At 65.6% G+C, this 14,072-nt stretch carries 15 protein-coding genes; 6 read left to right on the top strand and 9 right to left on the bottom strand.

Annotation, left to right across the window (positions count from 1 at the left end; genetic code table 11):
• A partial coding sequence (gltB, locus tag QZ378_RS09570; RefSeq protein WP_291258101.1) for a glutamate synthase large subunit occupies positions 1-2,876 on the top strand: 2,876 nt, incomplete at its 5' end.
• A 2-nt stretch (positions 2,877-2,878) separates the two neighbouring features.
• Positions 2,879-4,339, top strand: coding sequence for a glutamate synthase subunit beta (locus QZ378_RS09565; protein WP_291258100.1), 1,461 nt, complete (start codon positions 2,879-2,881; stop codon positions 4,337-4,339).
• A gap of 45 nt (positions 4,340-4,384) precedes the next feature.
• Here QZ378_RS09565 and QZ378_RS09560 read toward each other — a convergent pair whose 3' ends face one another.
• Positions 4,385-5,017 carry a CatA-like O-acetyltransferase gene (locus QZ378_RS09560; RefSeq protein WP_291258099.1) on the bottom strand — a complete coding sequence of 211 codons (633 nt, stop codon included), beginning with the start codon at positions 5,015-5,017 and terminating at the stop codon, positions 4,385-4,387.
• 154 nt (positions 5,018-5,171) lie between these two features.
• Between QZ378_RS09560 and QZ378_RS09555 the strand changes: the two genes are divergently transcribed.
• A complete protein-coding gene (locus QZ378_RS09555) occupies positions 5,172-5,813 on the top strand; it encodes a class II aldolase/adducin family protein (RefSeq protein ID WP_291258098.1) in 642 nt (213 codons plus the stop codon).
• 188 nt (positions 5,814-6,001) lie between these two features.
• Here QZ378_RS09555 and QZ378_RS09550 read toward each other — a convergent pair whose 3' ends face one another.
• Positions 6,002-6,277 (bottom strand): hypothetical protein, encoded by a 276-nt coding sequence (locus tag QZ378_RS09550; RefSeq protein ID WP_291258097.1) that lies wholly within the window; start codon positions 6,275-6,277, stop codon positions 6,002-6,004.
• Between the two features lie 59 nt (positions 6,278-6,336).
• Here QZ378_RS09550 and infC point away from each other — a divergent pair, with 59 nt between their 5' ends.
• From infC to rplT, 3 genes are read left to right on the top strand one after another with little or no spacing between them, the layout of a single operon-like run.
• Positions 6,337-6,903: a translation initiation factor IF-3 gene (infC, locus tag QZ378_RS09545; protein ID WP_141242431.1), complete on the top strand. Its 567-nt coding sequence runs from the start codon at positions 6,337-6,339 to the stop codon at positions 6,901-6,903.
• 45 nt (positions 6,904-6,948) lie between these two features.
• Complete coding sequence (gene rpmI / locus QZ378_RS09540) at positions 6,949-7,152, top strand: 50S ribosomal protein L35 (protein ID WP_087236726.1); 204 nt, start codon at positions 6,949-6,951, stop codon at positions 7,150-7,152.
• A 30-nt stretch (positions 7,153-7,182) separates the two neighbouring features.
• Positions 7,183-7,539 carry a 50S ribosomal protein L20 gene (rplT, locus tag QZ378_RS09535; protein ID WP_191403096.1) on the top strand — a complete coding sequence of 119 codons (357 nt, stop codon included), beginning with the start codon at positions 7,183-7,185 and terminating at the stop codon, positions 7,537-7,539.
• A gap of 549 nt (positions 7,540-8,088) precedes the next feature.
• Here rplT and tsaD read toward each other — a convergent pair.
• The 7 genes from tsaD to polA are packed head-to-tail and all read right to left on the bottom strand — an operon-like array spanning position 8,089 to position 13,917.
• Complete coding sequence (tsaD, locus tag QZ378_RS09530) at positions 8,089-9,099, bottom strand: tRNA (adenosine(37)-N6)-threonylcarbamoyltransferase complex transferase subunit TsaD (RefSeq protein WP_291258096.1); 1,011 nt, start codon at positions 9,097-9,099, stop codon at positions 8,089-8,091.
• Between the two features lie 5 nt (positions 9,100-9,104).
• Positions 9,105-9,698: a GNAT family N-acetyltransferase gene (locus QZ378_RS09525; protein ID WP_291258095.1), complete on the bottom strand. Its 594-nt coding sequence runs from the start codon at positions 9,696-9,698 to the stop codon at positions 9,105-9,107.
• Positions 9,688-10,140, bottom strand: coding sequence for a ribosomal protein S18-alanine N-acetyltransferase (gene rimI, locus QZ378_RS09520; RefSeq protein ID WP_191380453.1), 453 nt, complete (start codon positions 10,138-10,140; stop codon positions 9,688-9,690). Before rimI ends, QZ378_RS09525 begins: the two co-directional genes overlap by 11 nt.
• 10 nt (positions 10,141-10,150) lie before the next feature.
• A complete protein-coding gene (locus QZ378_RS09515; protein ID WP_191380452.1) occupies positions 10,151-10,378 on the bottom strand; it encodes a hypothetical protein in 228 nt (75 codons plus the stop codon).
• A 10-nt stretch (positions 10,379-10,388) separates the two neighbouring features.
• A complete protein-coding gene (locus tag QZ378_RS09510; protein ID WP_291258094.1) occupies positions 10,389-10,976 on the bottom strand; it encodes a GNAT family N-acetyltransferase in 588 nt (195 codons plus the stop codon).
• Positions 10,977-10,996: 20 nt separating this feature from the next.
• Entirely contained in the window at positions 10,997-11,236 is a 240-nt protein-coding gene (locus tag QZ378_RS09505; protein WP_291258093.1) for a DUF6199 family natural product biosynthesis protein, read from the bottom strand.
• 17 nt (positions 11,237-11,253) lie between these two features.
• Positions 11,254-13,917 (bottom strand): DNA polymerase I, encoded by a 2,664-nt coding sequence (polA, locus tag QZ378_RS09500; RefSeq protein WP_291258092.1) that lies wholly within the window; start codon positions 13,915-13,917, stop codon positions 11,254-11,256.
• Between the last annotated feature and the right edge of the window lie 155 nt (positions 13,918-14,072).

The following is a 14,072-nucleotide window of genomic DNA, read 5'->3' as shown; positions in this document are numbered from 1 at the left end:
TGCTCCAGATCCACAACCCCATCCTCACCTCCACCGACATGATGAAGATCCGGGCCATGAACCAGCCCGGCTTCCGGGTGGCCACCGTGTCCATGCTCTACTATAAGAACACCCCCCTGGATCGGGCCCTGAACCACCTGGCCCTGGCGGTGGACAGGGCCTGGCGGGAGGGGGCCAACATCATCATCCTGTCCGACCGGGGGGTGGACGAGAACCACGTGGCCATCCCGTCCCTGCTGGCGGTGTCCGCCATCGAGCAGCACCTGATCCGCACCAAGAAGCGCACGGCGGTGTCCATCCTGCTGGAGTCCGCTGAGCCCCGGGACGTGCACCACTTCGCCACCCTGCTGGGCTACGGCGCCCGGGCCATCAACCCCTACCTGGCGGAGGAGACCATCGTCTCCCTCATCGAGGAGGGGGTGCTGGACAAGGACTTCCACACCGCCGTGGCCGACTACGATGCCGCCATCCTCCACGGCATCGTGAAGATCGCCTCCAAGATGGGCATTTCCACCCTCCAGTCCTACCAGTCCGCCCAGATCTTCGAGGCCATCGGCATCAGCCGGGACGTGATCGACCGGTACTTCACCAATACCGTCTCCCGGGTGGGGGGCATCGGCCTGAGGGAGATCGCGGCCATGGTAGACCGCAATCACTCCAAAGCCTTTGACCCCCTGGGCCTGGACACCAATCTGGAGCTGGACAGCCTGGGTGAGCACAAGGCCCGCGCCGGCGGAGAGGATCACATGTACAACCCCCGCACCATCCACCTGCTCCAGGAGGCCACCCGCCGGGGGGACTACAGCCTGTTCCGGGAGTACACCGCCCTGGTGGACGACGAGACCAGCCCCCACACCCTCCGGGGCCTGCTGGACATGAAGTACGCCGACACGCCCATCCCTATCGACGAGGTGGAGAGCGTGGACTCCATCGTCAGGCGCTTCAAGACCGGGGCCATGAGCTACGGCTCCATCTCGAGGGAGGCCCACGAGTGCCTGGCCCAGGCCATGAACCTGCTGGGGGGCAAGTCCAACTCCGGCGAGGGCGGCGAGGAGCCAGACCGGCTCCAGGATCCCGCCCGGTGCTCCGCCATCAAGCAGGTGGCCTCCGGCCGCTTCGGCGTCACCAGCGAGTACCTGGTCTCCGCCAAGGAGATCCAGATCAAAATGGCCCAGGGGGCCAAGCCCGGCGAGGGCGGCCACCTGCCTGCCGGCAAGGTCTACCCCTGGATCGCCAGGTGCCGCCACTCCACCCCCGGCGTCACCCTGATCTCCCCGCCGCCCCACCACGACATCTACTCCATTGAGGATCTGGCCCAGCTGATCTACGATCTGAAAAACGCCAACCGGCAGGCCCGCATCTCCGTCAAGCTGGTCAGCGAGGCGGGCGTGGGCACCATCGCCGCCGGTGTGGCAAAGGCCGGGGCCCAGGTGGTGCTCATCTCCGGCTATGACGGCGGCACCGGCGCCGCCCCCCGCACCTCCATCCACAACGCCGGCCTGCCCTGGGAGCTGGGCCTGGCGGAGACCCACCAGACCCTGATCCAGAACGGCCTGCGCTCCCGGGTGGTGGTGGAGACCGACGGCAAGCTGATGAGCGGCCGGGACGTGGCCATCGCCTGCATGCTGGGGGCGGAGGAGTTCGGCTTTGCCACCGCCCCCCTGGTGACCATGGGCTGCGTCATGATGCGTGTGTGCAATCTGGATACCTGCCCCGTGGGCGTGGCCACCCAGAACCCGGAGCTGCGCAAGCGCTTCCAGGGCAAGCCGGAGTACGTGGTCAACTTCATGCGCTTCATTGCCCAGGAGCTGCGGGAGCACATGGCCCGTCTGGGGGTGCGAACGGTGGAGGAGCTGGTGGGCCGCACCGACCTGCTCCAGGTCCGCAATCCGGCGGTGAACGAGCGGGCGGCCACGGTGGATCTGTCCGCCATCCTGAACAACCCCTACGTGGGCACCGGCGCCAAGACCCACTTCGACCCCGCCGACGTGTACGACTTCCGCCTGGAGGACACGGTGGATCTGAAGGTGCTGGAGAAGAAGCTGGGCAAGTCCCTCCAGCGGGGGGAGCCCAAGCGGCTGGAGCTGACGGTGTCCTCCACCGACCGGGCGGTGGGCACCATCCTGGGCTCCGACATCACCCGCCTCCACGGCAGTGAGCTCACCGACGACACCTTCACCGTCAAGTGCACCGGCGGCGGGGGGCAGTCCTTCGGCGCATTCCTCCCCAGGGGCCTGACCCTGGAGCTGGAGGGGGATGCCAACGACTACCTGGGCAAGGGCCTGTCCGGCGGTAAAATCGTGGTCTATCCGCCCAAGAACAGCGCCTTTGTGCCCGAGGACAACATCCTGGTGGGCAACGTGGCCCTCTACGGGGCCACCAGCGGCACGGCCTTCCTCAACGGCGCGGCGGGGGAGCGGTTCTGTGTCCGCAACTCCGGCGCCACCGCGGTGGTGGAGGGCGTGGGCGACCACGGCTGCGAGTATATGACCGGCGGCCGGGTGGTGGTGCTGGGCCCCACGGGCCGCAACTTCGCCGCGGGCATGAGCGGCGGCGTGGCCTTCGTGCTGGACGAGGGCCGGGACTTCTACCTGCGGCTGAACAAGGCCCTGGTGTCCATGGAGCTGGTCACCGAGCAGCACGACATCGCCGAGCTCAGGGGCCTGATCCAGGCCCACGCGGACGCCACCGGCTCGCCCAAGGCCAAACGGATTCTGGCCGACTTCGACGCCTGGCTGCCCAAGTTCAAGAAGATCCTGCCCCACGACTATGACCGGATGCTGCGCACCATCGCCCAGTACGAGGAGCGGGGCATGAACCGGGAACAGGCCCAGGTGGAGGCGTTCTACGCCAACACCCGGGGAAAGGGGGAATAACCATGGGAAAACCCACTGGATTTTTGGAATACACCCGCCAGGGCAACCCCAGCGAGGCCCCGCTGGCCCGCATCGGGCACTACAACGAGTTCCACCCCCGGCTGGGCCGGGAGGAGCGGATGCGGCAGGGGGCCCGGTGCATGGAGTGCGGCGTGCCCTTCTGCCAGTCCGGCGCGGTGCTGGGCGGCATGGTGTCCGGCTGCCCCCTCCACAACCTGATCCCCGAGTGGAACGACCTGGTCTACCACGGCAGCTTCCACCACGCCCTGGAGCGGCTGCTGAAAACCAACAACTTCCCGGAGTTCACGGGAAGGGTGTGCCCCGCCCTGTGCGAGGCGGCCTGTACCTGCGGCCTCCACGGGGAGCCGGTGACCGTCAGGGACAATGAGCTGGGCATCATCGAGGACGCCTGGGAGCGGGGGCTCATGAAGCCGCGGCCCCCAAAAAACCGCACTGGAAAGCGGATTGCGGTGGTGGGCTCCGGCCCCTCCGGTCTGGCCTGCGCCGACCAGCTCAACAGTCGGGGCCACTCCGTCACCGTGTTCGAGCGGGAAGACCGCCCCGGCGGCCTGCTGATGTACGGCATCCCCAACATGAAGCTGGAGAAGTCCATCGTCCAGCGGCGGCTGGATCTGATGGCCGCCCAGGGGGTGGAATTTCGCACCGGCGTGGACGTGGGCAAGGATATAAGCCCGGAGGAGCTGCGCCGGGACTTCGACGCGGTGGTGCTCTGCTGCGGCGCGGCCAATCCCCGGGATCTGGACCTCCCCGGCCGGGAGGGAGAGGGCGTCTGGTTCGCGGTGGACTTTTTGAAGGAGACCACCCGGGCCCTGCTGGACACCGGCTTACAGGAGGGCACCTATCCCTCCGCCAAGGGGAAGCATGTGGTGATCGTGGGCGGCGGCGACACGGGCAACGACTGCGTGGGCACCTGCATCCGCCACGGCTGCGAGAGCGTCACCCAACTGGAGATGATGCCCAAGGCCCCGGACCGCCGCGCGGAGAACAACCCCTGGCCCGAGTGGCCGAGGGTGTGCAAGACCGACTACGGCCAGGAGGAGGCCATCGCCGTCTTTGGCCATGACCCGAGGATCTACGAGGCCACCGTATCCAGGCTGATCCGGGACGAGGGAGGCGCCCTCACCGCCGTGGAGACCGTCCGCCTGGGGCCGGATCACAAGCCCCTGCCCGGCACGGAGCAGACCCTGCCCTGCGAGCTGCTGCTCATCGCCGCCGGTTTCCTGGGCCCCCAGGACTACGTGCCCGAGGCCTTCGGTCTGGCCCGGACGGCCCGCTCCAATGTGCAGACGGCGGAGGGGGGCTACGACACCGGCGTGGCGGGCGTGTTCGCCGCCGGCGACATGCGCCGGGGCCAGTCTCTGGTGGTGTGGGCCATCCAGGAGGGCCGCGCCGCCGCCCGCCAGGTGGACGAGTACCTGATGGGCTACACCAACCTGGAATAGCGACAAAAGGTGCGCGCCGCAGTTTGCGGCGCGCACCTTTTGAGTTTAGGGGACAGGCGGTGTGTTCATCTCCTGCTGGAGGACGTCCAGGAATCGGCACAGGTGAAATCCGTCACAGACCGCGTGGTGAACCTGGGCGGCGAGGGGCAGGAGCGCCTTTCCGCCGCGCTCCTCCAATTTCCCCAGAGTGAAGATGGGGAGCAGATAGCGGTGGTCGGCGGTGTGGAGGTGGAAGGACGTAAAGCTGGCCCAGGGCACCATGGAGACGTTGAAGCAGTTCTCCGGCATTCCGGGCTTGGGGAACATCCCCGCCCCATCGCCATACTGATGCAGATCGTCGGCATACCGGCGGCAGAAGGCCCCGTAGTCGTCGGTATAGGCCGTCCACAGGCTGGAGAAGGTCTCCGTCTCGGGGTGAAAGACGGTGTAGCTGGGGTACATGGAGTGGTAGCGCACCAGCTGTCCGTCCGGGCGGAAGGCCATGCGGAACTGCCCGAAGCGGTTGACGGTCTTGGTCAGCAGGTAGAGCATGGTGGGGTAGAGCTTCAGCCCCGCCCGCCGTATGGCGGTCAGCTCCAGCTGGACGGTCATGCTGTAGGAGCAGGGGACGGCATTCAGATAGTGGTCAAAATACTCCGCCCGGGGCCAGTCCGCCGGGTCGATCACCTGATAGTCCATAGGGGATGCCTCCTTTTCTCAGTTCCATCATACACAGACGGCGGGAATTGTCAAGGGCCGGCGTCAGAGACCGCCGTGCGGCTGAAAGAGAGGGGGCGGGGCAGTCCGGTGTGCTATAATGAAGTCAATCTTGGACGAAAGAGGAAGTGTGCATATGCAGTATGAGGAGATCCGCCGGCAGGTGCTGGGCGCCATCCGGGAGGCCCAGGCGCGGGGGCTGATCCACGGCACCTCGGGGAACATCGCCGTGCGGCAGCCCGGCGGGGATGTGGTGGCCATCACCCCCAGCGGCCGGCCCTACGACACCATGCAGCCGGAGGACATCGCCATCGTCACCCTGTCCGGGGAGTGGATCGACGGGCCCTACAGGCCCTCCTCCGAGACCCCCATGCACACGGCGGTGTACCGGGCCCGACCCGATGTGGGGGCCACGGTGCATACCCACGCCCTCTACTCCACCGTCATGACCATGGGTCTGGACGAGCTGCCCCCCTCCACCCCGCCCCAGGCGGAGTTCGCCCCCATGCGGGTGGTTCCCTTCGCGGTGCCCGGCTCCCAGAAGCTGGCGGACTATGTGACCGTGGCCCTGGGGGCGGATGGGCTGGCGGTGCTGCTGCGCAACCACGGCAACTTCTGCTGCGGCAGGGACATCTCCGCCGCCATGACCGCCGCCGTTTACGTGGAGGAGGCCGCCCAGGTGGCCTACCACGCCACGCTCCTGGGGCAGTTCCACCCCCTGGCGGCGGAGGACGTGCAGGCCTGCAAGGACATGCTGGCAGCGGGCAGGGCCGTGTGACAGAACAAAAAGCGGGCCGGGCGGCGGGTGTAGCCGCACTGCCGCAGACGGTGCCACAGCTCCACCATACCCAGATTTGGATTGCGGCGGCGCATGTCTCGAATCAGCTTCATCTCCGCCTCTGTGTGCTGATTGGGATGGCTATGGGGCCGCCGGGACCGGCACGCCAGGGGTTCCATGGTTCCATCTCAGCGCACCTTCCGGAAGTAGACGTATGGCCGGCTTTTGTTATACTTCCGGCTGGCGTGGCTGACGCCATATTTTTCTGCGTACTTCATCATGTACCAGTCGGCGGAAATAAAGTACCAGTAGGCGGGAATAAAAAGTACCAGTAGGCGGGAATAAAAATTTATCTTGACAGCAAACTGTGCTTCTGCTATAATATCAGAGCAAAATAAAGCAGGAACGGTACCCCCTTCCTCACCTCCCGCCCACGGCAAAGAGGTTAATCGGGCTGTGCGCACACGGAATTCCTCCGGGTGTGCTTGGCTGTGATGCGGGTGCCGTTCTGGCAGCCGTTTTTTTGTGTTCATTTGAGAATTGGAGGTGCTTTCGTATCAGCAAACAGGGTCATCAAATCAACGAGGAGATCCGTGACAAAGAGGTCCGGCTGGTCTCTGAGACCGGCGAGCAGCTGGGCATCATGTCCGCCCGGGACGCGCTGGAGCGCGCTGCGGAGGCCAACCTGGATCTGGTGAAGATCTCCCCCACCGCCAATCCCCCCGTGTGCAAGCTCATGGACTACGGCAAGTACAAGTTCGAGCAGACCAAGCGGGAGAAGGAGGCGCGGAAGAACCAGCACATTGTGGAGATCAAGGAAGTGCGCATGTCCCCCAGCATTGACGTGAACGACTTCAACGTGAAGCTGCGCAACGCCCAGAAGTTCCTGGCCGAAGGCAACCGGGTGAAGGTCACCGTCCGATTCCGGGGCCGCGAGATGGCGCACACGGACATCGGAAAGGGCCTGCTGCTCAAGTTCGCGGAGCAGTGCGCCGAGGTCGCCGCGTTGGACAAGGAGCCCAAGCTGGACGGACGGCACATGTCCATCTTCCTCTCCCCCAAGGTTGCCAAGGAAGCCAAGAAGAACTGAGCGCGAGCCCGCACTTTGAATTGAACAGAAAAGGAGTTTACCACCATGCCTAAGCTGAAAACCCACAGCGGCGCGAAGAAGAGATTCAACCTGACCAAGTCCGGCAAGGTCAAGCGCGCCCATGCCAACAAGCGCCACCTGCTCAACGGCCACGGAAAGGACACCAAGCGCAAGAGAGGCCTCCGCGCCGGCGCGTATGCGGACAAGACCAACGCGCCCGCCATCAAGCGCATGATCCCCTACAAATAATCTTTACCTGAATATAGGAGGCTTTTTACAATGGCTAGAGTTAAAGGCGCGATGATGACGCGCAAGAGAAGAAATAAGGTCCTCAAGCTGGCCAAGGGCTACTGGGGCGCCAAGAGCAAGCACTTCAAGATGGCCAACGAGCAGGTCATGAAGTCCCTGAGCTACGCCTACACCGGCCGCCGGCTGAAGAAGCGCGACTTCCGCTCCCTGTGGATCACCCGCATCTCCGCCGCCTGCAAGATGAACGGCATGAACTACTCCACCTTTATGAACGGCCTGAAGAAGGCCGGCGTGGAGATCAACCGCAAGATGCTGGCGGAGCTGGCTGTCAACGACAAGGCCGCGTTCACCGCCCTCACTGAGATGGCCAAGGCCAAGCTGGCCTGAGCCTGCATCCAGCAAACTCTTAAACCGCCGCGGCAGAGCCGCGGCGGTTTTTTTCGTCCCCGCCTCCGGGCGGCGCGGCACGGGGCAATACCCTCTGTATAATCCTTTGCCCCATGGCGGAAGAACTGCAAATTCTCCGCTTGCAGGCCGGGTGTTTCCCGCCTCCGTCCCAGGGAGTCCTGCATTCTGTTCCGAAGGAAAGTTCCGGATTTTCTCTTCTATGGCCAGTTTTCCACACTTTCCGGACACTATTCTTCTTGCCATCTACTTGACATAATTTTTACAATGTAAGCTCTCTACAGAGCGTTATGCACATTGTCCACCTTGTTTTCCACACCCCTTCCCCCTTAGGCACCTGTGGTTTTATCCACTTATCCACCGGATTTTCCACCCGCTTCAATTGAAGTTCGGCGTCTTTCCGCGCCGGTCAGTTTAGTAGACATAACGCATTTTTTCTGCTTCGCTGCACCTCCGGGACGCCGCGCCTTCATATCCGCCTGGCCCACTTTTCGATAAAAAAGCATCCGCCGTGTGCGGATGCTTTTTTATTCAGCCCAGCTCGATAGAGCGGGTGGCGTAGGCGTTGAGATCCAGGCCAGCCCGCCGGCCCGCCAGGTACTCATAGTAGGCCTGGCAGCCGATCATGGCCCCGTTGTCCCCACACAGGGACAGCTCGGGCAGGTATAGCTTGTCGCCGCTCCGGCGGCAGGCCCGCTCCAAGTCCGCCCGGATGCGGGTGTTGGCCGCCACGCCGCCGGCCACGGCCACCTTGCCGTAGCCCAGGCGTTTGGCGGCCTCCATGGTGCGGGGCACCAGGGTGTCGCTGACGGCGGCGGCGAAGGAGGCCGCCAGGCCGGGCAGATCCAGGGTCTCCCCCTTCTGCTGGGCGTTGTGGGCCAGATTGAGCACCGCGGTCTTGAGCCCGGAGAAGGACATGTCCAGGGGTGCTCCGGCCACGTGGGCCCGGGGCAGCTCATAGCGGGTGTCGTCCCCGCCCTGGGCCAGCCGATCCATAGGGGCCCCGCCGGGGTAGCCGATTCCCAGCACCCGGGCCACCTTGTCGAAGCACTCACCGGCGGCGTCGTCCCGGGTGGCCCCCAAAATCCTCATGCGGATGTAGTCCTGCACGTCCACGATCATGGTGTTGCCGCCGGAGACGCACAGGCAGACAAAGGGGGGCTCCAGCTCGGGGTGGGTGATGTAGTTGGCGGCGATGTGCCCCCGGGTGTGGTGGACGGGGATCAGCGGCACCCCCAGGGCGTAGGCCGCCGACTTGGCGAAGTTCACCCCCACCAGCAGGGCGCCGATGAGGCCGGGGGCGTAGGTGACGGCCACCGCGTCGATGTCAGCGCGGGTGAGTCCCGCCTGCTCCAGGGCCTGATCCGTCAGGCCGGCGATGGCCTCCACGTGCTTGCGTGAGGCGATCTCGGGCACCACGCCGCCGTAGGTGGCGTGCATGTCCGCCTGGGAGGCGATGGCGTCGGACAGGACGGTGCGGCCGTCCCGCACCACCGCGGCAGCGGTCTCGTCACAGGAGGATTCGAAGGCCAGAATATTCATCGGAATCAGTCCTTTCTTGCTGGGGTGGGCTTCTCAGTCGGGATGTGGATCACCCGGCGGAAGAGCAGGGGCGGGACCTCACTCTGGTAGAGGGCCCGGTGGGCAGCCTGGAGCCGCTCCCCCTCCCGAGAGTCCGCGGCGGGCCAGGAGAGCATGGCGTAGCGCACGCCGAACAGGACAGCCTGATAGCCCAGCGGGGCGAACCCGGCCCGCCGGTAAAAATGCAGCCGCCGTTGGCGCAGGGCGTTCTCCCCCGGCGGCGCGCTCTCCTCCGGGGCCTCCACCTCTGCCAGCAGGGGCACGGGGCCGTACTGCCCCTTGACCAGCTCCAGGGCGCGGGTGCCGTACCCCTGCCCCCGCGCGTCCCGGCACACGGCCAGGTAGTCCAGCAGAGCGCAGTCCGCCCCCCGCCACAGGAACGCGTAGGCCGCCAGGGCGTCCCCCTCAAACACGCCCCAGGTATCGTAGTCCCCCCGCCGCCGCAGGCGGAGGATGGCGGAGAGGGGCCGCCGCTCCGCAGGCGGGAAATCCCTGGCCACATGCTCCCGGTAGAGCTGCCGCAGCTGGAGCTCAGTCAGCGGGCGCAACTCAGGCGTCATGCCGGAGCACCACCGTCATCAGCAGGGCGTCCTCGCCCTCCTCCCGGTAGTAGTTCCTACGGCGGCCCACCACCTCAAACCCCAGCTTCTCGTACAGGCCGATGGCCGGGACATTGCCCGCCCGCACCTCCAGGGTGAGGAAGGCCAGCTTCTCCCTGCCGTCGTCCAGAAAACGGCGCAGGAGAGCCTCCGCCGCTCCATGGCGGCGGAACTGCGGCGCGACGGCAATGCGCTCCAGGGTGCCCTCGTCCAGCACGGTGCGTACCTCCCCGTAGCCCAGCAGGGTTCCGTCCTCCCCCACTGCGGCCAGCAGGGTGAGCAGCTCATTGTCCAGATCCTCCGCCAGGGCCTGCTCCGTCCAGGGGTGGGAGAAGCAGGCCCGCTCCAGCGCCGCCGCCTGGGGGAGCTGGGCGGGCGTCATGGGGATGATTTGATACTCCATGGGCGCCCCCTCAGCCGAACAGGGCGTTCACCAGCAGGCCCACCAGCTGCACCACAAAGAGGACGGTGCCCACCAGCAGGGCGGCCATGCCGGCCAGCCGAGTCCAGGCCAGACGCCGGCGCACCATGGCGTTGAGCCTCCACTGGAGGCGCTTGAACCGGGCGGGGAAGAGAAGCATGTACGCGCCCAGAACCGCCAGGGCCAGCCCCAGCAGGCAGAGCAGAACTTGTGCAATCATAGGTCTAACCTCATTTCATCCAGTAGGGGGCCTCCGGCACCTGGCCGGGGGCGGGGTCGATGACGGTGTCTGGGCGGCCCGGGCCGTAGATGGCCCGGTGGGCGGCCTTCACCGGCTCCAGGACCGCCGGGGCGGGGCCCAGCACAAAGACCTGGCACACCAGCCCGCAGTTGAAGCTCCTGTACACCGGGGTGCAGCCGTTGCGGCGGTAGAAGTCCAGCCGGCGCAGGCGGATGGGCCGCTCCTCCTCCGGGCCGCCGGAGTCCTCCGCCTCCGCCTCGATAATCAGCACTGCCTGTCCCGCCAGCCGCGCCGAGAGCAGCGCCAGCAGCCGGCCGCCCAGTCCGCCGTTCCGGCGGGCGGCGGTGACACCCAGATAGTCCAGCAGCACACAGCCCGGCCAGTCCGGGGCGCTCCACAGGGCCGCATAGCCCAGCAGATCGGGGCCGTCATACAGGCCCAGCACCTCATACCGTCCGGCCTCCGCCAGGGCACGGATGTCCCCCAGGGGCTTGCACTCGCAGGCGGGGAAGGCGGCGCACAGCTCCTTTTCATACCAGTCCGCCCAGTGGGCGGCGGGAACGGGGCGCAGTTCCATGGATTAAGCCTCCTTTGCCGCTATCCCAGGCCCGCGGCCTCCAGGACCAGGGAGATGACGGAGATCAGGATCACCACCGCCGGGAGGATGATCATGGCCGTCCCAAACACCTTTGTGGCCGCCAGAAAGTATTTCGACGGCTCTCCCCCCTCCGTGTCCAGGGAGTGCTTCAGCTTCCAGCACAGCTCCGGCTTGCGCACCATGAAGATTCCCACGGCGATGATGACAGCCGAAACCAGGCAGATCTCGAGATAGTCCATCCGGTCTCCTTTCTCCGTCAGTCCTTGGCCTCCGCCCAGCTGCGGCCCGCGTGGGCCTCGGCGGTGAGGGGGAGGGCGAGCTCCACCACGTGCTCCATCTCCCCCTCCAGCAGCGCCTTCACCCGCTCGGTCTCCCCCTCGGGACACTCCACGATCAGCTCGTCGTGAACCTGGAGCACCAGCCGGGCCTCCAGTCCCTCAGACAGCAGCTTGTCCCGTACCTTGATCATAGCCAGCTTGATGATGTCGGCGGCGGTGCCCTGGATGGGCATGTTCAGGGCCACCCGCTCCCCGAAGGAGCGCAGGTTGAAGTTGGAGGATTTCAGCTCCGGCAGCCACCGGCGGCGGCCCATGAGGGTGGACACATAGCCGTTCTCCTTGGCCTGCTCCACCACCCTCGTCATATAGGCGTGGACGCCGGAGTACTTCTCAAAATACTTCTCCATATACTCCCTGGCCTCGGCCCGGGTGACCCCGATGTCCTGGGACAGGGAGAAGTCGGAGATGCCGTAGACGATGCCGAAGTTCACCGCCTTGGCCCGGCGGCGCATCTCGTGGGTGACGGACTCCGGGGGCACGCCGAACACCTGGGAGGCGGTGACGGTGTGGATGTCCTCCCCGGAGCGGAAGGCGGCGATCATGTGCTCATCCCCGGCGATGTGGGCCAGCAGGCGCAGCTCGATCTGGGAGTAGTCCGCGTCCACCAGCACCTTCCCCTCCGGGGCCACGAACATCTTGCGCAGCTCCGCCCCCAGCTCGGTGCGCACCGGGATATTCTGGAGGTTGGGCTCGGTGGAGGAGAGGCGCCCGGTGGCGGTGACGGTGTTCTGGAAGGAGGTGTGGATGCGCCCGTCAGGGGCGATCACCTTCATCAGCCCGTCCACATAGGTGGATTTCAATTTTGCCAGCTGCCGGTAGTCCAGCACCGCCTCCACAACGGGGTGCTTGCCCCGCAGCTTTTCCAGCACCTCAGCGCTGGTGGAGTACCCCGTCTTGGTCTTTTTCACCGGGGGCAGGCCCAGCTTGTCAAAGAGGATGTGGCCGAACTGCTGGGTGGAGTTGATGTTGAACTGCTCTCCCGCCAGGTCGTAGATGAGGGCCTCGTCGGCCCGGATGCGCTCGTCCAGCAGGGCGCCAAAGGCGGCCAGAGCCTGCCTATCCACCAGCATGCCGATGTGCTCCATCTCCGCCAGCACCGGGCAGAGGGGGAGCTCCACACCGTAGTAGAGGTCGTGCATGCCCAGCTCCTCCAGCCGGGGGGCCAGAACCTGTTTCAGTGCCCCGATCAGGGCGGTGTGGCTCATGAGGGCCCCCAGCACCGCTCCCTGGTCGGCCAGGGGGGTGAAGGCGTCGGCGGCCAGATAGGTGTCTTTGGCCTTGGGGAACTCCTGGTTGAAGTAGGTCATGCCCAGCTTTTCCAGCTCGTAGCTGCCGTCGGTGGGGGCCAGCAGATAGGCGGCCAGGGCGGTGTCGAACACAAAGCCCTCCCCGGCGATCCCCTCGTCCAGCAGCCGGGACAGCAGGGTCTTCACGTCGTGGGCGTTCTTTTTGATGTCGGCGGCAAAGAGGGCCTTCAAGCCCTCGTTGTACCCCTCCAGGGTGTCGGCGCGGAGGACGGCGGCGCGGGAGGCGTTTCCCCCCTCCCACCATTCCACGCACACCACATTCAGGTCGGGGGTGGCCAGCACGTTTACGCTGTCCAGTCCCCGCCACAGGGCCAGCAGCTCCTCCAGCCGGGCGGAATCCGCCACCACCTCGCTCTCACAGGCGCCGGAGAAGGCTGTCTCCCCCGCCGGGGCGTCCCCCTGGACGGCCTTGAGGCCCAGTTTGTCGATGAGCTTGGCAAACTCCAGTTTGAGCAGCAGCTCGTACAGGGCGGGGCCGTCGGGCTCCTTCCGCCGGGCGTCCTCGGGGGTGAAGTCGATGGGCGCGTCGGTGTGGATGGTGGCCAGCTCGTAGGACAGCTTGGCCTGCTCCGCCCCCTCGGCCAGCTTTTTGAGCACCGCCGGCTTGGCCTCTAAAGTGTCCAGCCCGGCGTAGATGGCCGCCACGCTCTGGTAGCGCTGGATTAAGTCCATGGCGGTCTTTTCCCCGATGCCCTTCACCCCGGGGATGTTGTCGCTGGCGTCCCCCATGAGGGCCTTGAGGTCGATGATGTGGATGGGGTCGAAGCCGTACTGCTCCCGGAAGCTGTCGGGGGTCATCTCCTTGGTGGTGGTCTGCCCCATGCGGGTGGACACCAGCTTCACCCGGGTGGCGTCGGTGACCAGCTGGAGGGAGTCCTTGTCGCCGGTGACGATGACAGTGTCCCACCCGGCGGCGGTGTCCCGGGCGGCGATGGTGCCGATGAGATCGTCGGCCTCCCACCCGTCCAGCTCGTACCGGGGGATGTTCATGGCGTCCAGAACTTCTTTGATTACCGGCAGCTGGGCGGCCAGCTCGTCGGGCATGCCCTTGCGCTGGGCCTTGTACCCCTCGTAGGCCAGGTGGCGGAAGGTGGGGGCCTTCCGGTCAAAGGTGACGCACAGGGCGTCGGGCTTTTCCTCGTCCGTCAGCTTGAGCAGGATGTTGAGGAACCCGTACACCGCGTTGGTGGGCAGCCCGTCCTTGGTGGTGAGCAGCTTGATGCCGTAGAACGCCCGGTTGAGGATGGAGTTGCCGTCGATGACCATCAGCTTCATGGAAGTGCCTCCCGTTTGTGAGTCGGACATAAGTGGTAATATTATACCATATAACATTATTTTACGCAATAAAGCGTGGGCCCGATACCATCGGGCCCACTGTAGGAGTACAATACATATTGGACAGGAGAATAAAAAAGGATGAAGGATAAGGC

This window comes from Flavonifractor sp. (assembly GCF_019422385.1).
GTDB classification, from domain to species: domain Bacteria; phylum Bacillota; class Clostridia; order Oscillospirales; family Oscillospiraceae; genus Flavonifractor; species Flavonifractor avistercoris.
This window is presented reverse-complemented; position numbering and strand designations above follow the sequence as displayed.

Excerpts from the sequence above, each read along its gene's own strand:
- QZ378_RS09565 (WP_291258100.1), top strand. The coding sequence starts at position 2,879 with ATGGGAAAACCCACTGGATTTTTGGAATACACCCGCCAGGGCAACCCC.
- QZ378_RS09555 (WP_291258098.1), top strand. The coding sequence starts at position 5,172 with ATGCAGTATGAGGAGATCCGCCGGCAGGTGCTGGGCGCCATCCGGGAG.
- rimI (WP_191380453.1), bottom strand. The coding sequence starts at position 10,140 with ATGGAGTATCAAATCATCCCCATGACGCCCGCCCAGCTCCCCCAGGCG.
- QZ378_RS09525 (WP_291258095.1), bottom strand. The coding sequence starts at position 9,698 with ATGACGCCTGAGTTGCGCCCGCTGACTGAGCTCCAGCTGCGGCAGCTC.
- tsaD (WP_291258096.1), bottom strand. The coding sequence starts at position 9,099 with ATGAATATTCTGGCCTTCGAATCCTCCTGTGACGAGACCGCTGCCGCG.
- QZ378_RS09505 (WP_291258093.1), bottom strand. The coding sequence starts at position 11,236 with ATGGACTATCTCGAGATCTGCCTGGTTTCGGCTGTCATCATCGCCGTG.
- QZ378_RS09510 (WP_291258094.1), bottom strand. The coding sequence starts at position 10,976 with ATGGAACTGCGCCCCGTTCCCGCCGCCCACTGGGCGGACTGGTATGAA.
- QZ378_RS09515 (WP_191380452.1), bottom strand. The coding sequence starts at position 10,378 with ATGATTGCACAAGTTCTGCTCTGCCTGCTGGGGCTGGCCCTGGCGGTT.
- rplT (WP_191403096.1), top strand. The coding sequence starts at position 7,183 with ATGGCTAGAGTTAAAGGCGCGATGATGACGCGCAAGAGAAGAAATAAG.
- rpmI (WP_087236726.1), top strand. The coding sequence starts at position 6,949 with ATGCCTAAGCTGAAAACCCACAGCGGCGCGAAGAAGAGATTCAACCTG.
- QZ378_RS09560 (WP_291258099.1), bottom strand. The coding sequence starts at position 5,017 with ATGGACTATCAGGTGATCGACCCGGCGGACTGGCCCCGGGCGGAGTAT.
- polA (WP_291258092.1), bottom strand. The coding sequence starts at position 13,917 with ATGAAGCTGATGGTCATCGACGGCAACTCCATCCTCAACCGGGCGTTC.